This is a genomic window from Streptomyces sp. CNZ301 (genome assembly GCF_004217425.1).
Genome location: NZ_SHLG01000001.1, coordinates 644,161 through 664,450, shown reverse-complemented (window position 1 = coordinate 664,450; position 20,290 = coordinate 644,161). Strand labels below are relative to the sequence as shown.

20 protein-coding genes are annotated in these 20,290 nt (G+C 69.1%); 17 read left to right on the top strand and 3 right to left on the bottom strand.

The annotated features are described in order from the left end of the window. Positions 1 to 22 precede the first annotated feature (22 nt). Entirely contained in the window at positions 23 to 922 is a 900-nt protein-coding gene (locus tag EV375_RS02960; RefSeq protein ID WP_130298057.1) for a RecB family exonuclease, read from the bottom strand. Between the two features lie 126 nt (positions 923 to 1,048). Between EV375_RS02960 and EV375_RS02955 the strand changes: the two genes are divergently transcribed. From EV375_RS02955 to EV375_RS02945, 3 genes are all read left to right on the top strand, one after another. Then, entirely contained in the window at positions 1,049 to 2,710 is a 1,662-nt protein-coding gene (locus tag EV375_RS02955) for a site-2 protease family protein (RefSeq protein WP_165434668.1), read from the top strand. 30 nt (positions 2,711 to 2,740) lie between these two features. Next, the gene (locus tag EV375_RS02950; RefSeq protein ID WP_130298056.1) at positions 2,741 to 3,640 is read left to right on the top strand and encodes a tRNA (adenine-N1)-methyltransferase; all 900 of its coding nucleotides are present in this window, start codon (positions 2,741 to 2,743) and stop codon (positions 3,638 to 3,640) included. A 247-nt stretch (positions 3,641 to 3,887) separates the two neighbouring features. Continuing rightward, on the top strand, positions 3,888 to 4,454 hold the full coding sequence (locus EV375_RS02945) for an NHL repeat-containing protein (RefSeq protein WP_207227969.1): 567 nt from the start codon (positions 3,888 to 3,890) through the stop codon (positions 4,452 to 4,454). A 66-nt stretch (positions 4,455 to 4,520) separates the two neighbouring features. On the opposite strand, the gene EV375_RS02940 is transcribed toward EV375_RS02945, so the two are convergent. Further along, on the bottom strand, positions 4,521 to 4,808 hold the full coding sequence (locus EV375_RS02940; protein WP_055488316.1) for a ferredoxin: 288 nt from the start codon (positions 4,806 to 4,808) through the stop codon (positions 4,521 to 4,523). A gap of 243 nt (positions 4,809 to 5,051) precedes the next feature. On the opposite strand from EV375_RS02940, the gene arc reads away from it, so the two are divergent. The 5 genes from arc to prcA all read left to right on the top strand — a co-directional run bounded on the left by arc (position 5,052) and on the right by prcA (position 10,754). Further along, positions 5,052 to 6,818 (top strand): proteasome ATPase, encoded by a 1,767-nt coding sequence (gene arc / locus EV375_RS02935; RefSeq protein WP_130298055.1) that lies wholly within the window; start codon positions 5,052 to 5,054, stop codon positions 6,816 to 6,818. Positions 6,819 to 7,072: 254 nt separating this feature from the next. After that, a complete protein-coding gene (gene dop / locus EV375_RS02930) occupies positions 7,073 to 8,584 on the top strand; it encodes a depupylase/deamidase Dop (RefSeq protein WP_130298054.1) in 1,512 nt (503 codons plus the stop codon). 140 nt (positions 8,585 to 8,724) lie between these two features. After that, positions 8,725 to 8,943: a ubiquitin-like protein Pup gene (locus tag EV375_RS02925; RefSeq protein WP_055488319.1), complete on the top strand. Its 219-nt coding sequence runs from the start codon at positions 8,725 to 8,727 to the stop codon at positions 8,941 to 8,943. A gap of 131 nt (positions 8,944 to 9,074) precedes the next feature. Continuing rightward, positions 9,075 to 9,920, top strand: coding sequence for a proteasome subunit beta (gene prcB, locus EV375_RS02920; RefSeq protein WP_130298053.1), 846 nt, complete (start codon positions 9,075 to 9,077; stop codon positions 9,918 to 9,920). 57 nt (positions 9,921 to 9,977) lie between these two features. After that, the gene (prcA, locus tag EV375_RS02915; RefSeq protein WP_130298052.1) at positions 9,978 to 10,754 is read left to right on the top strand and encodes a proteasome subunit alpha; all 777 of its coding nucleotides are present in this window, start codon (positions 9,978 to 9,980) and stop codon (positions 10,752 to 10,754) included. A 141-nt stretch (positions 10,755 to 10,895) separates the two neighbouring features. On the opposite strand, the gene EV375_RS02910 is transcribed toward prcA, so the two are convergent. Next, positions 10,896 to 11,954 (bottom strand): LacI family DNA-binding transcriptional regulator, encoded by a 1,059-nt coding sequence (locus EV375_RS02910; RefSeq protein ID WP_130298051.1) that lies wholly within the window; start codon positions 11,952 to 11,954, stop codon positions 10,896 to 10,898. A 135-nt stretch (positions 11,955 to 12,089) separates the two neighbouring features. Here EV375_RS02910 and EV375_RS02905 point away from each other — a divergent pair, with 135 nt between their 5' ends. The 9 genes from EV375_RS02905 to tatC all read left to right on the top strand — a co-directional run bounded on the left by EV375_RS02905 (position 12,090) and on the right by tatC (position 20,273). Next, positions 12,090 to 13,397 (top strand): MFS transporter, encoded by a 1,308-nt coding sequence (locus EV375_RS02905; protein WP_130298050.1) that lies wholly within the window; start codon positions 12,090 to 12,092, stop codon positions 13,395 to 13,397. Positions 13,398 to 13,406: 9 nt separating this feature from the next. Beyond that, positions 13,407 to 14,768 carry a Pup--protein ligase gene (gene pafA, locus EV375_RS02900; protein WP_055488324.1) on the top strand — a complete coding sequence of 454 codons (1,362 nt, stop codon included), beginning with the start codon at positions 13,407 to 13,409 and terminating at the stop codon, positions 14,766 to 14,768. A gap of 132 nt (positions 14,769 to 14,900) precedes the next feature. Continuing rightward, positions 14,901 to 15,806, top strand: coding sequence for an FKBP-type peptidyl-prolyl cis-trans isomerase (locus tag EV375_RS02895; protein ID WP_486588243.1), 906 nt, complete (start codon positions 14,901 to 14,903; stop codon positions 15,804 to 15,806). 61 nt (positions 15,807 to 15,867) lie between these two features. Beyond that, positions 15,868 to 16,242: an FKBP-type peptidyl-prolyl cis-trans isomerase gene (locus EV375_RS02890; RefSeq protein WP_055488325.1), complete on the top strand. Its 375-nt coding sequence runs from the start codon at positions 15,868 to 15,870 to the stop codon at positions 16,240 to 16,242. Positions 16,243 to 16,389: 147 nt separating this feature from the next. After that, complete coding sequence (locus tag EV375_RS02885; protein ID WP_130298048.1) at positions 16,390 to 17,364, top strand: WYL domain-containing protein; 975 nt, start codon at positions 16,390 to 16,392, stop codon at positions 17,362 to 17,364. Positions 17,365 to 17,379: 15 nt separating this feature from the next. Next, positions 17,380 to 18,342, top strand: a complete 963-nt coding sequence (locus tag EV375_RS02880; protein WP_130298047.1) for a WYL domain-containing protein — start codon at positions 17,380 to 17,382, stop codon at positions 18,340 to 18,342. A 44-nt stretch (positions 18,343 to 18,386) separates the two neighbouring features. Beyond that, entirely contained in the window at positions 18,387 to 18,632 is a 246-nt protein-coding gene (locus tag EV375_RS02875) for a hypothetical protein (protein WP_130298046.1), read from the top strand. A gap of 279 nt (positions 18,633 to 18,911) precedes the next feature. Further along, a complete protein-coding gene (gene tatA, locus EV375_RS02870; protein ID WP_055488329.1) occupies positions 18,912 to 19,196 on the top strand; it encodes a Sec-independent protein translocase subunit TatA in 285 nt (94 codons plus the stop codon). A gap of 93 nt (positions 19,197 to 19,289) precedes the next feature. Further along, positions 19,290 to 20,273 (top strand): twin-arginine translocase subunit TatC, encoded by a 984-nt coding sequence (gene tatC / locus EV375_RS02865; protein WP_130298045.1) that lies wholly within the window; start codon positions 19,290 to 19,292, stop codon positions 20,271 to 20,273. Positions 20,274 to 20,290: the final 17 nt, after the last annotated feature.

The following is a 20,290-nucleotide window of genomic DNA, read 5'->3' as shown; positions in this document are numbered from 1 at the left end:
CACGGACAGGCCCCATTCTTGCCTAATCTCCGGCCGCGGCGTCCCCTGCCCCGTCCCCTGCCCCGTCCTCGCGCTGCTCGGGCAGCCGCGGTTGCACAGTGAGCGGGTAGGGCGGGGGAGAGCCACCGAATTCCGGGCAGTGCGCCTGGTGGTCGCACCAGTCGCAGAGCCTGCCCGGGCTGGGCCGCCAGTCGCCCGTCTCCGTCGCCCTCGTGATCGCCTCCCACAGGGCCAGCAGCTTGCGCTCGACGCGGAGCAGGTCCTCCTCGCCGGGGTCGTACGTCAGCACATCTCCGCTGCCCAGGAAGACCAGTTGGAGACGGCGGGGGACGATGCCGCGCAGCCGCCACACCACCAGCGCGTAGAACTTCATCTGGAAGAGCGGCCCGTCGGAGAACTGCGGGGGCGGGGCCTTGCCCGTCTTGTAGTCGACGATCCGTACCTCGCCGGTGGGTGCGACGTCGACGCGGTCGATGATGCCGCGCAGCCGCAGCCCCGAATCCAGTCGCGCCTCGACCATCAACTCCCGCTCCGCGGGCTCCAGACGAGTGGGGTCCTCCAGCGAGAACCACCGCTCGACGAGTGCCTCCGCATCCGCGAGCCAGGCAGCGAGCCGGGTGCCGTCCAGCGCCTCCTGCCCGTCCTCCGCGAACAGCTCCTTCAACTCCGGCCTCTTGGCCAGCAGGCGCTCCCACTCGCGGGTGACGAGCGAGCGGGCGCGCGGCAGGCTGCGCTGATCCGCGGGGGAGTCGAACAACCGCTCAAGGACGGCGTGTACGACCGTTCCGCGCGTGGCGGCCGCGGAAGGTTTCTCGGGCAGTTTGTCGATCACCCGGAAGCGGTAGAGCAGCGGGCACTGCATGAAGTCGCTGGCGCGGGACGGTGAGAGGGAGTTCGGCGGCGATGCGACGCGGGTGGTCATGACGTACGACCCTAGGGCCCCGCACCGACAACGGACGCATACCATCGAAGACGGCGCACTCGCCCTGCACGCCAGCCGGGGAAACGGCAGCGCAGCGGAGTGCGAAGCAGCAGCAGAGGGGAACCCGTGGCGGAGACGGAAAACGGCGGCAGGCCGCCTTGGAGCGGCTCCGGTGATTCCGGAACGGCGGGGGAGGGCACGGCATCTCTCCCGGACCGTCCGGACGTCCCGTCGTACCCGGACGGTCCGCCGGCGGACATCTCCGCGCCGGGCGGGACGAAGGACGACACGCGCACGAAGGCCCAGGACAGGACGGACCCCGGACCCGAACAGGGGGCCGGGACGGCCGCCGTCGAGGAGCCCGCACCCGCAACCAGTGGTGAAGCGGCGCCCGCGGACCGTTCCGCCCCGGGCGCCGGCAACGGCGCGAAGGGCGAGCCCGAGCCGCGCCCCGCACCCGCACCCACGTCCGGCACCCCTTCCGACGACGGCCGGGCACCCGACCCGCCCTACGGCGCGCCCTCCGACCCGCCCTACGACGCGGCCCATGACGCTGACTCCGCTCAGGGCCGTGCGCGTACCGGTGCCGCGTCGCCCGGTCCGCGGGCCCTGGGCCCCGACAAGCCCCGTCGCGCACGCCCGTTCGGAGGCGGCATCCTGATGGGCCGCCCGTTCGGCGTCCCCGTCTACGTTGCGCCGAGCTGGTTCCTCGTCGCCGCCCTCATCACCTGGGTCTTCGGCGGCCAGCTCGACCGCGTCCTGCCTCATCTCGGCGCTGTGCGCTACCTCATCGCGCTCTTCTTCGCCGTCGCCTTCTACGCCTCGGTCCTCGTCCACGAACTCGCCCACACAATCGCCGCGCTGCGCTTCAAGCTGCCCGTGCGGCGCATCCAGCTCCAGTTCTTCGGCGGGGTCTCCGAGATCGAGAAGGAGGCCGAGAGCCCGGGCCGTGAATTCGTCCTCGCCTTCGTCGGGCCGCTGCTCTCCCTCGTGCTCGCCGGGGTCTTCTACGGGGGGATGCAGGCCGTGCGGCCCGGCACCGTTCCGGGGGTGCTGCTGGCCGGCCTGATGATCTCCAACCTGATCGTGGCGGCCTTCAACCTTCTCCCCGGACTGCCCCTGGACGGCGGCCGGATGCTGCGCGCCCTCGTGTGGAAGCTGAGCGGCCGTCCCATGACGGGCACCGTCTTCGCCGCCTGGATCGGCCGCGCCCTGGCGATCGCCGTCCTGATCGGGCTGCCGCTCGCCACGCATGCGGGCGGATTCACGCAGGAGACCATCGGCGGCGTCGACTCGATCATGGACGCGCTGCTCGCCGCGATCCTTGCCGCCATCATCTGGACCGGCGCCGGCAACAGCCTCCGCATGGCGCGGCTGCGCGAACACCTCCCGGACCTGCGGGCACGCAAGCTCACCAGGCGCGCCGTCCCCGTACCCACCGACACTCCGCTCTCGGAGGCGCTGCGCCGCGCCAACGACGCCGGAGCCCGCGCCCTGGTCGTCGTCGACGGCGCAGGCGGTCCCGTCTCGCTCGTGCGGGAGGCCGCCATCGCCGGAGTCCCCTCGCACCGCCGCCCGTGGGTCGCGGTCTCCAGCCTCGCCCAGGAGCTGAGGGAGGGGATGCGCGTCCCCGCGGAGCTGGCGGGCGAGGAGCTGCTGGAGTATCTGCGTGCCACGCCTGCGACCGAGTACCTGGTGGTCGAGGAGACCGGCGAGATCTACGGAGTGCTCTCCGCCGGAGACGTCGAGCGTGCCTTCGTCGCGGCGATGGCCAAGCCCTCGGCGTGAGGCCCTGACCAGACCCGTTAGTCTGTGCACATGTCCGAACCGACCGGTGCAGCCCGCCGTCGCGGGCCCTTCAAGGTCGGGGACCAGGTCCAGCTCACCGATCCCAAGGGACGCCACTACACGTTCACGCTCGAAGAGGGAAAGAGCTTCCACACCCACAAGGGAGCCTTCCCGCACGACGAGCTGATCGGCGCTCCCGAGGGCAGTGTCGTCCGTACCACGGGAAACGTCGCCTACCTCGCGCTGCGCCCCCTGCTCCCCGACTACGTCCTGTCAATGCCGCGCGGCGCCGCCGTCGTCTATCCCAAGGACGCGGGCCAAGTCCTCGCCATGGCCGACATCTTCCCCGGTGCGCGGGTCGTGGAGGCAGGCGTGGGGTCCGGGTCGCTGAGCATGTTCCTGCTGCGCGCCATCGGCGACAGCGGCATGCTGCACAGCTACGAGCGGCGCGCGGACTTCGCGGACATCGCACGGCAGAACGTCGAGCGCTACTTCGGCGAACCGCACCCCGCCTGGACGCTCACCGTCGGAGACCTCCAGGACCAGCTCTCGGACAGCGACGTCGACCGCGTCATCCTCGACATGCTCGCCCCGTGGGAGTGCTTGGAGGCCGTTTCCAAGGCGCTCGTGCCCGGCGGCATCCTGTGCAGCTACGTCGCCACCACGACGCAACTGGCCCGCATGGTCGAGTCGATCCGCGAACACGGCACGTTCAACGAGCCGCAGGCGTGGGAGACGATGGTGCGCAACTGGCATGTGGAGGGCCTGGCCGTGCGCCCCGACCACCGCATGATCGGGCACACCGGCTTCCTGCTCACCGCGCGCCGTCTCGCGGACGGCGTCGAGCCGCCTCTGCGCCGACGCCGTCCCGCCAAGGGCGCCTACGGGGAGGACTACACGGGACCCGGCAGCACCTCGGGCCGTTCCTGAGCCGCCCGTTGGGGCCGCCGGTCCCGCGCTGCCGCTGTGCGGGACCCGGCCCGAACATGCACGCAAAGGCGCCCGCCTCGTCAGGGTGTGCCTCAACACCCTGACGAGGCACACCCGTTGGAGAATTCTCGCTGACGTCGCGTCAGCAGTCCTGCGCACAACCGCAGTCCCGCCCGTTCCGGTGCGGTGTGACGTGTGGCACGATGCTGGGCACCCCCAAGCACACTTCTCACAGGAGTCACCCGGCGTGACGGAACTGCCGCACACCCGTACCCGCATGGTGCACTGGCTGAGCACCGCCGTGGCCCTCGCCGCCGTCGTCGGAGCCTCGGCCCTCGTCCAGCCCACGGGCGCCAGCGCACAGCCCACTCCCACCACAGCCGCCTCGGGCCCCGCGCCGGACCCGAAGAAGGCCGACTTTCCCGTCGATTGCGGCAGTCCGTCCGTCCCTGTCGACGTCGTCGACAAGGGCTCCGCCGACTTCGACGGCGACGGACGCCAGGAAACCGTCGCGTCGGTGCGCTGCCACTCGGGTACGGGCTCCCCGCCCAACGCGCTCTTCGTGCTGGCCTCCGGGGGCCGCCCCGGGCAGGCGCCCCGCGTGGTCGCAACCATGCTGCGCACCAAGGAACGGATGACGGTCCAGGATCTCCGAGTCAGCGGCCGTACGGTCTCGGCCAAGCTGCTGGGCTATTCCTCACCGTCGGTTCCGAGCTGCTGCCCGGACAGGCAGCGGAAGGTGAAGTGGGAGTGGAAGGACGGCAAGTTCGCGCTCAGGGCAGCCCCCGTCCCAGGCAGCCCGGAGAGCATCTGAGCCGTAACGGACCGTGTCCCGTCCCGCCCTTCGGGAACCCAGCGTGAGTGTCCGTCACTCACCGCGCTACTCGGCGTCGGGGCCGTAGACTTCAACACTGTCCGAAACACGGCGGACATGGATGCAGTCCCCGGGGCACTCCTTGGCCGAGTCCACGACGTCGTCGAGGAGCGGAAGGGGCACGGGAGTCGTCGCTCCCTTGTCCTGGAGAAGCTCGTCGTCGGCGCTCTTCACATAGGCCAAGCCGTCGATGTCCAGCTCGAACACCTCAGGTGCGTACTGCGCGCAGATACCGTCTCCGGTGCACAGATCCTGGTCGATCCAGACCTCGAGTGCCTCGTTGCCGGTGCTCATCCTGTCGCCTGCCGTTCCTGCGTTCGTGATGGAAAGCTGCTGTCCATGTTGGGGTGTTGACCGTTCCGACCCTACAACCGGCCGCTTTCGGATGGTCATGGGTGGGTATTCCCCTGGCGTGAGGGAGCGCGCAAGGGTGAAGATCAGACACACCGTGCCCGTCTTTGTGATCTAGGGTTTCAACCTGTACCCGCCCAGGTAGGGTCAGGAAGCGTCCAGCTCCCCCTGGAGGAGGTGAGGACCGTGGCAGCCCACGACGACGACATCAACCGCGGCATCCGGCCCGGTCGGGGTTCCGAAGACCCGTCCGGCCAGGTGGCGTACCTGGAGCAGGAGATCGCCGTCCTGCGCCGCAAGCTCGCCGACTCTCCGCGGCACACCCGGATTCTTGAAGAGCGGATCGTCGAGCTTCAGACGAATCTGGCCGGGGTCTCAGCGCAGAACGAACGACTTTCCAACACTCTCCGTGAGGCGCGCGATCAGATCGTGGCGCTCAAGGAAGAGGTCGACCGACTCGCGCAGCCGCCGGCCGGCTTCGGAGTCTTCCTCAAGGCGAACGAGGACAGCACCGCCGACATCTTCACCGGTGGACGCAAGCTCCGCGTGAACGTCAGCCCCAGCGTCGAGCTCGAGGAGCTCCGGCGCGGCCAGGAGCTGATGCTCAACGAGGCGCTTAACGTGGTCGAGGCCATGGAGTTCGAGACCGCCGGCGACATCGTCATGCTCAAGGAGGTCCTCGAGGACGGTGAGCGCGCCCTGGTCGTCGGCCACACCGACGAGGAGCGGGTCGTGCGCCTCGCCGAGCCCCTGCTGGAGACCACGCTCCGTGCGGGCGACGCCCTGCTGCTGGAGCCGCGTTCCGGTTACGTCTTCGAGGTCGTGCCCAAGAGCGAGGTCGAGGAGCTCGTCCTCGAAGAGGTCCCCGACATCGACTACCAGAAGATCGGTGGCCTGCGCGGCCAGATCGAGCAGATCCGCGACGCCGTGGAACTGCCCTACCTGCACCCGGATCTCTTCAAGGAGCACGAACTGCGCCCGCCCAAGGGCGTGCTGCTCTACGGGCCGCCCGGTTGCGGCAAGACCTTGATCGCCAAGGCCGTCGCCAACTCGCTGGCAAAGAAGGTGGCCGAAGTCACGGGCAAGCCCCAGGGCAAGAGCTACTTCCTCAACATCAAGGGCCCGGAGCTGCTCAACAAGTACGTGGGCGAGACGGAGCGGCACATCCGCCTCGTCTTCCAGCGGGCCAGGGAGAAGGCGAGCGAGGGCACGCCCGTCATCGTCTTCTTCGACGAGATGGATTCCCTCTTCCGCACCCGCGGCTCGGGTGTCAGCTCGGACGTGGAGAACACGATCGTCCCGCAGCTGCTCTCCGAGATCGACGGTGTGGAGGGCCTGGAGAACGTCATCGTGATCGGCGCCTCCAACCGCGAGGACATGATCGACCCGGCGATCCTCCGCCCCGGCCGTCTCGACGTGAAGATCAAGATCGAGCGTCCGGACGCCGAGGCCGCCAAGGACATCTTCTCGAAGTACCTCACCGCGAACCTCCCGCTGCACGCGGACGACGTCGCGGAGCACGGCGGCAACGCCAATGCCGCGTGCGACGCCATGATCCAGTCCGTCGTGGAGCAGATGTACGCGGAGTCCGAGGAGAACCGCTTCCTGGAGGTCACCTACGCCAATGGTGACAAGGAAGTGCTCTACTTCAAGGACTTCAACTCCGGCGCCATGATCGAGAACATCGTCGGCCGGGCGAAGAAGATGGCGATCAAGGCCTACCTGGACCAGAACCAGAAGGGTCTGCGCGTCTCCCACCTGCTCGCCGCGTGCGTGGACGAGTTCAAGGAGAACGAGGACCTGCCGAACACCACCAACCCCGACGACTGGGCCCGCATCTCCGGCAAGAAGGGCGAGCGGATCGTCTACATCCGCACGCTGGTCACCGGAAAGCAGGGCGCGGACACGGGCCGTTCCATCGACACTGTGGCCAACACCGGTCAGTACCTGTAAGCAGACAGCGATCCGGCTGCGGATGCCCCTGGTGGACCCCCGCCGAAGGCAGGGGAGGGCGTCCGTGGCCGGATCCTTTTTGAGTAGTCCTAGGAAGTCCGCTGAGTGATCTCCCGACTTCAGCCCGTGGGTTCTAGGCTCGTCCGTAGTGCCGCTACGCGCAGTGCTGAGGGAAGGACCGCAGACGGGGCGGATGCGCAGCGGGACTTGAGTGGCGGCCCACAGGCGGGAAGCCACCGGGCAAGGAGGGCCGCATGACCGTACGGCGAGTGATGGGAATCGAGACGGAGTACGGGATCTCCGTACCCGGTCACCCCAACGCCAATGCCATGCTCACCTCGTCCCAGATCGTCAACGCCTACGCCGCGGCGATGCACAGGGCACGCCGTGCCCGCTGGGACTTCGAGGAGGAGAACCCGCTGCGGGACGCCCGTGGCTTCGACCTGGCACGGGAGTCCGCCGACGCCAGCCAGCTCACTGACGAGGACATCGGCCTGGCCAACGTGATCCTCACCAACGGCGCCCGTCTCTACGTCGACCACGCCCACCCCGAGTACAGCGCGCCCGAGGTGACCAGCCCCATGGACGCCGTCCTGTGGGACAAGGCAGGGGAGCGCATCATGGCGGAGGCCGCCGAGCGCGCGGCCGAGGTCCCCGGCACACAGCCGATCCACCTCTACAAGAACAACACCGACAACAAGGGCGCCTCGTACGGCACGCACGAGAACTACCTGATGAAGCGGGAGACGCCGTTCTCCGACATCGTGCGCCACCTGACGCCCTTCTTCGTCTCCCGCCAGGTGGTCTGCGGCGCCGGCCGCGTCGGCCTGGGGCAGGACGGCAGCGAGCACGGGTTCCAGCTCTCCCAGAGAGCCGATTACTTCGAGGTCGAGGTCGGTCTCGAGACGACGCTGAAGCGGCCGATCATCAACACCAGGGACGAGCCGCACGCGGACGCCGAGAAGTACCGCCGCCTGCACGTGATCATCGGCGATGCGAACCTCTCGGAGATCTCCACGTACCTCAAGCTCGGCACGACGGCGCTCGTCCTGTCGATGATCGAGGACAACTTCATCGCGGTGGACCTCGCCGTTGACCAGCCCGTCCGTACGCTGCACCAGGTCTCGCACGACCCGACGCTGGGCCGGCTGATCACGCTGCGCAGCGGACGTACGCTCACCGGTGTGCAGCTCCAGATGGAGTACTGCGAGCTCGCGCGCAAGTACGTCGAGGAGCGCTGGGGCGCCGACGCCGACAAGCAGACCCAGGACGTGCTCACCCGCTGGGAAGACGTCCTGACGAGGCTGGAGCAGGACCCGATGAGCCTCTCGGGGGAGCTGGACTGGGTCGCCAAGCGCGAGCTCATGGAGGGCTACCGCCGCCGTGACCGGCTCGGCTGGGACGCGGCACGGCTGCACCTGGTGGACCTGCAGTACGCGGACGTACGTCCCGACAAGGGTCTTTACAACCGCCTGGCGAACCGGGGCAACATCCAGCGGCTGCTCGAGGAGGAAGACATCCTGCGGGCCGTCGGCAAGCCGCCGGAGGACACCCGCGCCTACTTCCGCGGCCGCTGCCTGGAGCAGTACGCGGACGACGTGGCCGCCGCATCGTGGGACTCCGTCATCTTCGACCTGCCGGGGCGTGACTCTCTGCAACGAGTGCCCACTCTGGAGCCTCTGCGTGGCACCCGGGACCACGTCAAGGAGCTCCTGGACCGCTGCCGCAGCGCCGAGGAGCTGGTGAGAGTGCTTTCCGGAGGCTGAGATACGGCTATTCCGTGCCGCATGCGGGAATCACCGAGGTGGTACTCCGACGTTGGAGAAGTGAAGGGCCGATGTCAGTCCCTGCTTGTAGGGTCTGATCTTGTACGTCACGCGTACACCGAACCGAGCGGGGTGAGGATATGGCGACCAAGGACACCGGCGGTGGGCAGCAGAAGGCCACCCGCCAGACCGAGGAAACCGAGGAACAGACTGACGAGGCACAGGTCTCCGAGGACCTCAAGGAGCGCCAGGAAGCACTCTCGGACGATGTGGACTCCGTCCTGGACGAGATCGACGACGTCCTCGAGGAGAATGCCGAGGACTTCGTGCGGTCCTTCGTTCAGAAGGGCGGAGAGTAATCGCGTGATCACCGTCCTGCGTCCCCGGGCCTCGGGGGCGCAGGACGGATGACTTCCGGGCCTGAGGGTATGGTCCGTGCAGTATTCCAAGATCTCTTCTGAACCGACTTCCGATCTGTGGAAGGAAACGTGTGGAAGCCAACACTCGTGACACAGGGCGTCTGCCCGCTGCCTTCCTGACGCCTGGCTCGTCCTCGTTCATGGACTTCCTGTCCGAGCACGCTCCTGGGGTGCTGCCCGGCAGCCGGCGCCTGCCCGCCGTCGAGGGTCCCGTTCAGGCTCCGCACGGGACGACCATCGTCGCGGCGACGTACTCGGGCGGTGTGGTGCTCGCGGGCGACCGCCGCGCCACGATGGGCAACGTCATCGCGCAGCGGGACATCGAGAAGGTCTTCCCGGCCGACGAGTACTCGGCCGTCGGCATCGCGGGCACAGCAGGGCTCGCGGTGGAGATGGTGAAGCTCTTCCAACTGGAGCTGGAGCACTTCGAGAAGGTCGAGGGCTCGACGCTGTCGCTGGAGGGCAAGGCCAACCGCCTGTCCACCATGATCCGCAGCAATCTCGGCATGGCACTGCAGGGCCTCGCCGTCGTCCCGGTCTTCGCGGGCTACGACGTGGACCGGGAGAAGGGCCGCATCTTCTCCTACGACGTCACGGGCGGCCGCTCCGAGGAGGTGGGCTTCACCGCCGTCGGTTCCGGCTCGGTCTTCGCGCGCGGCTCCTTGAAGAAGCTGCACCGGGAGGACCTGACGGAGGAGCAGGTCTGCACGGTGGCGCTGCAGGCTCTCTACGACGCCGCCGACGACGACTCGGCGACGGGCGGCCCGGACATGACGCGCAAGATCTATCCGACGCTCACGGTCATCTCCGACGAGGGCTGCCGGAGGCTGTCCGAGGAGGAAGTCTCCGGGCTCGTGCGCACGATGCACGAGGGCCGGCTCCAGCAGCCCAACGGGCCGCAGGCCCCGCTCACCTGACGAAGGCCACGGGGCCTTCAGCGCCCTCTGACAGGAGAAGGAAGGGACGGATAGCCGGTGTCGACGCCGTTCTACGTCTCACCACAGCAGGCCATGGCGGACCGCGCCGAGTATGCCCGCAAGGGCATCGCCCGGGGCCGCAGCGTGGTCGTGCTGCAGTACACCGACGGCATCGTGTTCGTCGCGGAGAATCCCTCGCGTTCTCTCCACAAGATCAGCGAGATCTACGACCGCATCGCGTTCGCGGCGGTGGGCAAGTACAACGAGTTCGAGAATCTGCGCATCGGCGGCGTCCGTTACGCGGATCTTCGCGGATTCACCTACGACCGCGCCGATGTGACGGCCCGTGGTCTCGCGAACGTCTATGCCCAGACACTGGGGACGATCTTCTCCAGCGCGGCGGAGAAGCCGTACGAGGTGGAACTGATCGTCGCCGAGGTCGGCCCCGCTCCTGAGGACGACCAGATCTACCGGCTTCCCCACGACGGCTCCATCGTGGACGAGCACGGATCGCTCGCGGTGGGCGGGAACTCGGACCAGATCAACAGCTACCTGGAACAGCGCCACCGTGACGACATGACGCTGGCCGAGGCCGTCAAGCTCGGCAAGGAGTCCCTGGCGCGTGACAACAACGGCGGGGAACGTGAGGTGACCGCCGATCAGCTGGAGGTCGCGCTCCTCGACCGCACCCGGATCCAGCAGCGCAAGTTCAAGCGAGTGCTGGGCAGTCAGCTGCGGCGTCTGCTGGGGGAGGACGAGAGCACGAGCGGTTCCAGCTCGCCCTCTTCCGGCGGTGACGCGGAGGAATCCTCCGAGGGCGACTCGGAGGAGTAGCGCGGAGCGCCCCACTCCTTTCATACGCGTGCCCCGCAGGGTCAACACCCTGCGGGGCACGCGTTGTTGAGCGTCCGGCCGGTGATCACCGGGTACCGGACCGGCACTCGGCGAGGTCCGTGCCCGTTCGCGGCTTCGCGGTCAGGCGCCGGCGGGTGGCCCGGCTGTGGAACCACGGCGTACCAGCTCTACGGGGAGCACGGGCGCGTCGGCCTCCCGGCCCGCCAGGACGTCCAGGAGCGCGCGCATTCCTGCCGCACCGACCTCCTCTGCGGGCAGCCGCACGGTCGTCAACTCCGGTTCCAGCGCGGTCGCCAGGCTCAGATCGTCGAAGCCCGTCACCGAGACGTCCTCCGGCAGGCGAAGCCCCAGACGCCGCGCCGCCTTGCACGCGCCGGCCGCCAGCAGGTCGTCGTCACAGATCAGCGCCGTGGGCCGCGGGTCGCCGGAGAGGGCCCGGGTGGCGGCGCGGAGGGCGTCCTCGACGCTGAGGTCGCTGGGCTCGGTCCGCAGCTCCGCTCCCGGTGCCCGGGCCACCGCCTGCGCCAGTGCGCGGGCGCGTTCGCCGAAGGTCCAGGTGTCCACGTCCGCCGCGATATGCGCCAGGCGCCGGTGACCGAGGCCGAGGAGATGCCCGGCCACTTGCCGCATGCCGTCGGCGATATCGAGGTTGACCGTGGCAGTGGTGCGGTCACCCTCCGGGTCGGTGTCCAGCATCACCAGTGGCAGTCCGCCCTCGCGAAGCGCCGCCAGCGCGTCCGGAGCCATCGAGGAGGCGATCACGCCGTCCAGCGCCGCCCGGGCGGAGCCGAACGGGTCGACGGCCGGCCCGGTGCCCTCGGGGGAGGGGTAGAGGACCACGCCGAAGTCGTGTTCGGCGGCCGTTCGTGAGGCACCGGCGTGCACCCGCGCGAAGTAGTCGTGTGTGAGGGCGGGCACGACGAGGAGGGCCGTACGGGTCCGCCCCAGCCGCAGGCTCCGGGCGGACAGATTGGGGCGGTAGCCGAGTGCCTGTGCGGCGGCCCTCACGGTTTCGGCCGTGCGAGGAGACACCCGGCCCTGCCATTTGCCGCCCAGCACGAGGGAGACCGTCGCCTGTGAGACGTTCGCACGCCGGGCGACGTCACGGCTGGTGGGACGCCCCTCGGGCGTCCCCGTGCTCGGCCGGCCCGAAGTGCCGGGCCGCCGCGTGCTCGCCATCCGTACCGCTCCTTCGCCGCCCGTGGCCGGTGCCCGGGGTGGACCGTGGGTCAGCGACATGGTACGTATGACGACTGACGTTATACGTAAAACGTGCTTGCCTGGACCGCCGGGCCGCCGGAAGGAGTGGGGACCGTGGCGATGGGCTATGCCGAACTGCTCCGTGCCCGGCACGCGATGCGACTGCTCGCGGGCACGCTGACGGGCAGGCTTCCCAATGCCACGGGTCCACTGGCGATCGTGCTCTTCACCCGCGCCGAGGGCGGGAGTTACACGCTTGCCGGCGTCCTCTCAGCCGTATACGGACTCGCGACCGCCGTGGGTCAGCCGATGCTGGGACGCCTCGTCGACCTCCATGGGCAGCCACTGGTGATGTTTCCCGCAGCCGTGCTCTCGGCGCTGGGCATGCTGCTGCTCACGGCCGCCGGCACCGATCCGGTGTGGGCCGCGACCGCGGGTGTGTTCATCGCCGGAGTGTGCACTCCGCCGCTCGAGGGCGGGCTGCGCGCCCTGTGGCCCAGCGTGCTCAAGGGCCCGGGCAAGGTGCACCGGGCGTACGCGCTGGACGCCGTCGCCCAGGAAGTGATGTTCGCCGTCGGGCCGTTGCTCGTGACGTTGCTCGTCGCTCTCTGGAACGAGGCCGCTGCCCTGCTGGTCATCAACGCGCTCGGCGTCCTCGGCGCGCTCTCGGTCGTCGTCTCGCCGCCCTCGCGGGCATGGAAGTCGGCTCCACGCGAACCCCACTGGCTGGGGGCGCTGCGCTCGCCGGGGCTGCTGGCCCTGCTCGGCACCTTCTTCTTCGTCGGGCTGGCACTTGGCGCCGTCGCGGTCGCGTCCGTGAGTTACGCCGACGAGCACGGCGAGGCCCTGAGCTCCAGCTATCTGCTCTCGGCGCTGGGCTTCGGCGCGCTCGCTGGCGGCGTCGTCTACGGAGCGCGGCACTGGCCGGGCGCCCCGGAACGCAGGCTCGTATGGCTTGTTCTCGCCCTTGCCGCGGGCTACCTGCCGCTGGTCCTCGTCCCGGGGGTGATCGCGATGACGGCCCTGGCCTGCCTGTCCGGGGTCTTTCTCGCTCCGGCGCTCGCCTGCGCGTTCGTGGTCGTGGACCGTCACGCTCCCTCCGGCACGGTCACCGAGGCCTTCTCCTGGCTGGTCACGACATTCGGTGTCGGAGCTGCGGCCGGTACGGGGCTGGTGGGCCCCGTCATCGAGTGGGGCGGCGCGTCCGCGGGCTTTGCCGTCGTGGGCGGGGGAGGGCTGGCGGCGTTCCTCGTGCTGCTGCTGACCCGACGGGCGTTTTCGGCCGTTCCGGGGGGTTCCCGCAGCGCGCCTGTGGTGGGCCCGGCAGCAGGCCCGGATCATGCGTCGCCCCCGGTCACGGAGGCGGAAAATGATCGCAATGCTGCCCCCGAACCCGGTTTCAGAACAGGCCGTCAGGCGTAATGTTCAGTCATGGACCGCCGAATCTTCGGGCTTGAGAACGAGTACGGCGTCACGTGTACGTTCCGGGGCCAGCGCCGCCTGTCCCCCGACGAAGTGGCGCGGTACCTCTTCCGCCGTGTCGTGTCATGGGGCCGCAGCAGCAACGTCTTTCTGCGCAACGGCGCCCGCCTCTATCTGGACGTGGGCTCCCACCCCGAATACGCGACCCCCGAGTGCGACAACGTGACCGAACTGGTCACCCACGACAAGGCCGGCGAGCGCATCCTCGAGGGTCTCCTCGTCGATGCCGAACGGCGCCTGCACGAGGAAGGAATCGCGGGCGACGTCTTTCTCTTCAAGAACAACACCGACTCGGCGGGAAACTCCTACGGCTGTCACGAGAACTATCTCGTGGCCCGGCACGGGGAGTTCTCGCGCCTGGCCGACGTGCTCATCCCCTTCCTCGTCACGCGTCAGCTCGTGTGCGGCGCGGGCAAGGTGCTGCAGACGCCCCGGGGGGCCGTCTACTGCGTCAGCCAGCGCGCGGAACACATCTGGGAGGGCGTCAGTTCCGCGACCACCCGGTCCCGTCCGATCATCAACACCCGTGACGAGCCGCATGCCGACGCGGAGCGCTACCGCCGCCTCCACGTCATCGTGGGTGACTCCAACATGTCCGAGACGACCATGCTGCTCAAGGTCGGCGCGACCGACCTCGTGCTGCGCATGATCGAGGCCGGCACTGTGATGCGGGATCTGACGCTGGAGAACCCGATCAGGGCCATCCGGGAGGTCAGCCACGACATCACCGGTCAGCGCAAGGTGCGCCTGGCGAGCGGCAGGGAGGCCTCGGCGCTCGAGGTGCAGCAGGAGTACTTCGAGAAGGCGCTGGACTTCTGCGACAGGCGCGGCATCCGCACGGGCCGTGTGGAGCGCGTACTGGAGCTGTGGGGCCGCTCTCTCGACGCGATCCGCACCCAGGAACTCGACAAGATCAACACGGAGATCGACTGGGTCATGAAGTACCAGCTGATCGAGCGTTACCGGGCCAAGAACAACCTCACGATGTCGCACCCGCGCATCGCTCAGATAGACCTCGCGTACCACGACATCCACCGCCGCCGAGGGCTCTACTACCTGCTGGAACGCAACGGCCAGGCTGCCCGGATCTGCAACGATCTGAAGATCTTCGAGGGCAAGTCGGTGCCGCCGCAGACCACGCGGGCGCGGCTGCGTGGCGACTTCATCAGGCGGGCCCAGGAACAGCGCCGGGACTTCACCGTCGACTGGGTCCACCTCAAGCTCAACGACCAGGCGCAGCGCACCGTCCTGTGCAAGGACCCCTTCCGTTCGGTCGACGAGCGTGTGGAGAAGCTCATCGCCGGTATGTGAGACGTGTCAACGGGGGACGGGATGTCCGGGCGGGGCCGTAGGGTTGCTCCCGTCCGGACATCCCTATACCGCGAGTTGGACACAATGCTGCAGACCCCTCGGGGAACGACCCCCCGCCCCAGGAAGATTTCCGTGCGCCGCTTCGCCGCGGCTCTGGTCGTGCCGGCGCTGATCGCCTCGGTCGCCGCCTGCGGCAGCGACGAGGACCAGAACGGGCAGCCTCCGCAGGTCACCGGTGCCGCGGACAAGAAGCCCAAGGTGGCCAAGGGGAAGGGGAAGCCCCCGAAGGACCTCAAGGTCAAGGTCCTCAAGGAGGGCAAGGGGCAGAAGGTCAAGAAGGGCGACTCGCTCAACGCCGACTACCTCGGGCAGCTGTGGCAGGGCAAGGAGTTCGACAGCAGCTGGAAGCGGGGCCAGCCGGCCACGTTCCAGATCGGCACCGGCAAGGTCATCAAGGGCTGGGACGAAGCCCTGGTGGGCAAGAAGATCGGCAGCCGCGTCGAGATGGTGGTGCCCCCGGCGAAGGGCTACGGCAAGCAGGGTCAGCCCCCGACGATCCCGAAGAACTCCACGCTGGTCTTCGTCGTGGACCTCAAGAAGATCATGCCGAGCGAGATCGACGGCAAGCCGGTGAAGGGTGAGCACAACCCCGAGCTGCCCGAGGTGAGCACCAAGATCGAGAAGAACAAGGCCCCTGAGATCACCATGCCCAAGGGCGTGGACAAGGCCCCGGACAAGCTGCTCGACGAGACGATCATCGAGGGTGACGGCAAGAAGGTCACCGAGAAGAGCACCGTCCTGACCCAGTTCACGGCCAAGCTGTGGAAGGGCGGTAAGCAGCTCGACGACACCTGGGCGCAGGGCGGGCCGCAGGAGATCCCGGTGGCCAAGATCCCCGGCTGGGCGGAGGCGCTCAAGGGCAAAAAGGCCGGCAGCCGTGTCGTGGTCTCCGTGCCGAAGAGCGAGTTTCCGAAGCAGCAGCAGAAGCAGTTCTCCTCCGGCGTGGTCTTCTCGGTGGACGTGCTGGACGTCAACTGAGTCCACGCGCCGTGACAGACTGGCGCGGTTGTCCGAATGAATCGTTGCTAGGAGCCATTTCGTGAGCATCGACAAGCCCGAGGTCGACTTCCCCGAGGGTGCGCCGCCTGCCGATCTGGAGATCGTGGATCTCTGGGAGGGCGACGGGCCCGAGGCCAAGGCCGGTGACAACGTCTCCGTGCACTACGTGGGCGTCTCCTTCTCCAGCGGCGAGGAGTTCGACGCCAGCTGGAACCGCGGCAAGCCGCTGCAGTTCCAGCTCGGTGCGGGCCAGGTCATCCCCGGCTGGGACCGCGGTGTGCAGGGCATGAAGGTCGGCGGGCGCCGCCGGCTGACCATTCCCGCGCACCTCGCCTACGGGGAGCAGGGTGCGGGCGGTGGCCGTATCAAGCCGAACGAGACGCTGATCTTCGTCTGCGACCTCGTCTCCGTCTGAGCCGGCCGCGTCGCGGCTTCTTCCGGGGGTCCCGCCTGCGGGCGAGGCCCCCGGTCTTGCTTTTGCGGGGAACCCGGCTAGCGGTACGGTCAATTGCCGAGAAGAGCACAGAGCAGTACGAGAAGTACGGGGAGCACGAGGGAGCCCATGGCGATTGCCAAGGCCGAGCGGCTGATGAATCTGGCGCTGTGCCTGCTCGGGACCCGGCGCCCGCTGACGAAGCGCGAGCTGCGTACCTCGATCGAGGCATACCTCGAAGCCGCGGGCGACGAGGCCTTCAACAGGATGTTCGAGCGCGACAAGGACGACCTGCGCGAGCTCGGCCTTGTGATCGACACCGTCGAGGGCCTGGACGGTGACATCGGCTACCGCGCCCAGCGCGACAGCAACCGGCTCCCGCCCATCGCCCTCGACGCCGAGGAGGCAACCGCCCTCGGCCTCGCCGCCCGTGTCTGGCAGCAGGCACGTCTCGCGGGCGCCGCGAGCGGTGCGCTGCAGAAGCTGCGGGCGGCCGGCGGCATGCCTCAGCACGACGACGGCGGAGGAGAGGACGGACCGGCCGTCGCACACAGCACGTTGGAGCCTCACATCCCCGTCCGCGAGGCCGCGTTCGAGCCGTTGATGCTGGCCTGCCGGGACCGCCGTCCCGTCGTCTTCGACTACCGCAAGTCCAACGCGGCCCGCCCCGAGCGACGTCAGGTCGAGCCCTGGACGCTGGAGTGCTGGCGCGGCCACTGGTATCTCGCGGGCTTCGACCGCGAGCGGCAGGCCGAGCGGGTCTTCCGCCTCTCCCGCATCACGGGGCCCGTACGCTCCCGGGCCGCCGCGTTCACCGCCCCGGTACCCGACCAGGTGACCGTACGGGAGACGGTCGAGCGCTGGGCCGGGGAGAGCGCTTCGCGCAGCGCGCGCATCCGGCTGCGCGCGGGCGCCGGGTACCCGCTGCGGTCCCGCGCCACCGAGGTCCGGGAACTGCCGGACGGATGGGAGGAGTTGGAGATCCCGTACGGTCACGGACTGGACGCCTGGCTGGTGGAGTTCGGGCCTGACGTGATCGTGCTGGAGCCTGCGGAACTACGGGCCGAAGTCGTCGACCGTCTTCGCGCCGTCGCCAAGGGCTGAGGGGGAGCACAGACCATGGCACCGAATGCCATCGACCAGACCCGCCGGATGCTGTCCCTGGTCACATACCTCCGGGACCGCCCGGGTGCCCGCATCGACGACGTGGCCCGCGCCTTCGGCATCACGGCCGACGAGCTGATCTCCGATCTCGACGTCCTGCCCATGTGCGGCACGAGCTTCCGCGGCGGCGACCTTCTGGAGATCGACACGGACGGCGAGCGCATCTGGTGGCGCAACGCCGACGCCCTCGGCAGCGACACCGCGCAGCCGCTCCGCCTCGCCTCCGACGAGGCGACCGCGCTGCTCGTCGCGGCCCGCGCCGTGGCCACCCTGCCGGGGCTGCGGGAGAGCGACCGGGAGGCGCTGCGGCGCGCCACCGCCAAGCTGGAGGAGGCGGCGGGGGAGAGCGCGGGCGCCAGTTCGCGGCTGTCGGTCACGTTCGAGTCGGAGGGCGGGGTCTTCGCCGACGTGGACCGCGCCATCGCCGAGCGGCGCAGGCTGTGGCTGCGTTACTACTCGCCGGCGCGGGACGAACTCACGGAGCGCGAGGTCGACCCCATCCGTCTGTTCGCCGTCGGGCACACCTATCTGGAGGCCTGGTGCCGTCTCTCGGAGGCGCGGCGCACCTTCCGTCTGGACAGGGTCGCTGAGATCCGTCTGCTGGAGGAACCGGCAAACCCGCCTCCGGTGGAGCTGCGTGATCTGAGCGAAGGACTCGTCCAGCCCTCGGCGGAGGACCCCGAGGTGGTCGTCGAGGTCGGCCCGGGGGGCCGCTGGGTCGCCGAGTACTACCCGTACGACAGCGCCGTGGAACTGCCGGACGGGGGGCTGCGCGTCACCCTCCGCACGCCCGACCCGGCTTCGCTGCGGCGGCTGGCGCTGCGGCTGGGCCGCGACGGGAGGATCGTGGCTCCGCGCGAACTCGCCGACAGCGCGCGCGAGGCCGCGCGCACGGCGCTCGCGGCGTACGGGGAGTGAGAGTGCGCGCGGAGCATCTCCGCTGTTCCCACTAGGCTCGGCCCATGCTCTGGCCCATGTTCTTTCTCGCACTCGCCTTCTGCGGAATCACCGTCCTCGGTGTGCTGGCCGTCCGGGTCGGGCTGGAGGTGCGCCGGTTCTCCCGTGCCGTGGGCGACTGTTCGGAGCGCATCACCCTCGCAACCGAGGACCTCGAACGCGCCGCCGTACCGCTGGCGGAACGGGCGGGTCCGGCGCGTGACGTGCACGGAGACCCGCTCGGGGAGGCCCGCGGACGACGTGAGCGGTGACCTGCCAACAGACGGGGAGGCCGCAGCACCGCGAACGGACCGGCGACGGCCGTGATGTGCGAGGGCGCCGCAGGCGCCCTGCCTGGCCCGTACCTTTGAGCGGTAAGCTGCACGGAGCCGCGTCTTGGCGGCCGGTGAGCGCAACCTCATGGCAGTACGGGCATTGCCCGTCGTTCACGGCCCAGGGTTACGATCGCTGGAGCACTCGCTTGACGCAGTCCGTCCGATTCATACGGCAGGCAAGAACACACGCCGGCCCCGGCGAGAAGGTAGTGGCACATGATCGGCAACCTGAAGCCCCTGGAGATCGTTCTGATCGTCCTGGTCATCCTGCTGCTGTTCGGCGCCAAGAAGCTTCCGGACATGGCCCGTTCACTGGGCAAGTCTGCCCGCATCCTCAAGAGCGAGGCCAAGCAGATGAAGAAGGACGGCGGCGACGACAGCGACGCCGGCACCTCCGACTCCCAGCAGGCACCGAAGACCATCCAGGCCGCCCCCGGGGACGTCGCCAGCTCACGGCCCGTCACCGAGCCGACCAAGAACCAGCAGCAGAGCCAGTCCTGACCGCCGTGTGACGCCGCCGGCCGCCGGCCTCCGGCCGCACGGCACGACCGGCATTCCAGATATTCCGGACACTTCAGACAACGAGGACCTGGGTTGCTCAAGTCGGCCCGTAGACAGGGCAGCAAGAGGGAGAAGGACCCCGAGGGGCGGATGCCCCTCGCGGAGCATTTGCGGGAGCTGCGCAACCGGCTGATGAAGGCGGTGCTGGCGATCCTCGCCGTAACCGTCGTGGCGATGATCTACTACAAGCCCATCGCCGGTTTCCTCACCGATCCGGTGCGTGAGTCCGTGGGCTGCGCTGAGGGCTTCGGCCGCGCCGCAGAAGACGGCGAGGCGTGCGCCGAGATCACCATCAACGGTCTGATCGCCCCCTTCACGATCATGCTCAAGGTCGCGCTGACCGTCGGCGTGGTCGCGGCCTCCCCGGTCTGGCTGCACCAGCTGTGGGCCTTCCTCGCGCCCGGGCTGCACAAGAACGAGAAGAGGTACGCGCGCGCGTTCGTCGGCGCCGGTGCCCCGCTCTTCCTCGGCGGTGCCTATCTCGCGTACCTGATCCTGCCCAAGGCCGCCGCGACACTCCTCGACTTCACCCCCGACGGGACAGGCAACCTGATCCCGCTGGACGACTTCCTCGACATCGTCACGCGGCTCGTGATCGTCTTCGGTCTCGCCTTCGAACTCCCGCTGCTGCTGGTGATGCTCAACCTCACCGGCATCCTCAGCGGACGCCGGCTGCTGAGCTGGTGGCGGGTGATGGTGCTGTGCATCACGGTCTTCTCCGCCATCGCCACGCCCACGGGCGACCCGCTCACCATGGGGGCGCTGGCGGCGCCCATCGTGCTGCTCTACTTCGGGGCCGTGGGGATCTGTCTCCTCAACGACCGCCGCCGCGGGCGCAGCGACCCCTACGCGGGGCTGGACGACGACGAGGCGGCCCGGATCGATGCCCCCGACGCCATCGAGGAGGGCGAGAGCGTCCCCGCGCCGCGTGCGCTTCCGGAGTCCGAGTCCGGCGGCGGCCCGGGCGCGAACGGAAACGGCCCGCAGGGACGGGACGGTTACGGCGACGCGACCTGAGCGGGTATGGTCCGCGC

Bases quoted from the DNA above. Each gene is read 5' to 3' on its own strand.
- EV375_RS02960 (WP_130298057.1), bottom strand. From the start codon at position 922: ATGACCACCCGCGTCGCATCGCCGCCGAACTCCCTCTCACCGTCCCGC.
- EV375_RS02950 (WP_130298056.1), top strand. From the start codon at position 2,741: ATGTCCGAACCGACCGGTGCAGCCCGCCGTCGCGGGCCCTTCAAGGTC.
- EV375_RS02940 (WP_055488316.1), bottom strand. From the start codon at position 4,808: ATGAGCACCGGCAACGAGGCACTCGAGGTCTGGATCGACCAGGATCTG.
- dop (WP_130298054.1), top strand. From the start codon at position 7,073: ATGACCGTACGGCGAGTGATGGGAATCGAGACGGAGTACGGGATCTCC.
- EV375_RS02925 (WP_055488319.1), top strand. From the start codon at position 8,725: ATGGCGACCAAGGACACCGGCGGTGGGCAGCAGAAGGCCACCCGCCAG.
- EV375_RS02910 (WP_130298051.1), bottom strand. From the start codon at position 11,954: ATGGCGAGCACGCGGCGGCCCGGCACTTCGGGCCGGCCGAGCACGGGG.
- pafA (WP_055488324.1), top strand. From the start codon at position 13,407: ATGGACCGCCGAATCTTCGGGCTTGAGAACGAGTACGGCGTCACGTGT.
- EV375_RS02885 (WP_130298048.1), top strand. From the start codon at position 16,390: ATGGCGATTGCCAAGGCCGAGCGGCTGATGAATCTGGCGCTGTGCCTG.
- EV375_RS02880 (WP_130298047.1), top strand. From the start codon at position 17,380: ATGGCACCGAATGCCATCGACCAGACCCGCCGGATGCTGTCCCTGGTC.
- EV375_RS02875 (WP_130298046.1), top strand. From the start codon at position 18,387: ATGCTCTGGCCCATGTTCTTTCTCGCACTCGCCTTCTGCGGAATCACC.
- tatA (WP_055488329.1), top strand. From the start codon at position 18,912: ATGATCGGCAACCTGAAGCCCCTGGAGATCGTTCTGATCGTCCTGGTC.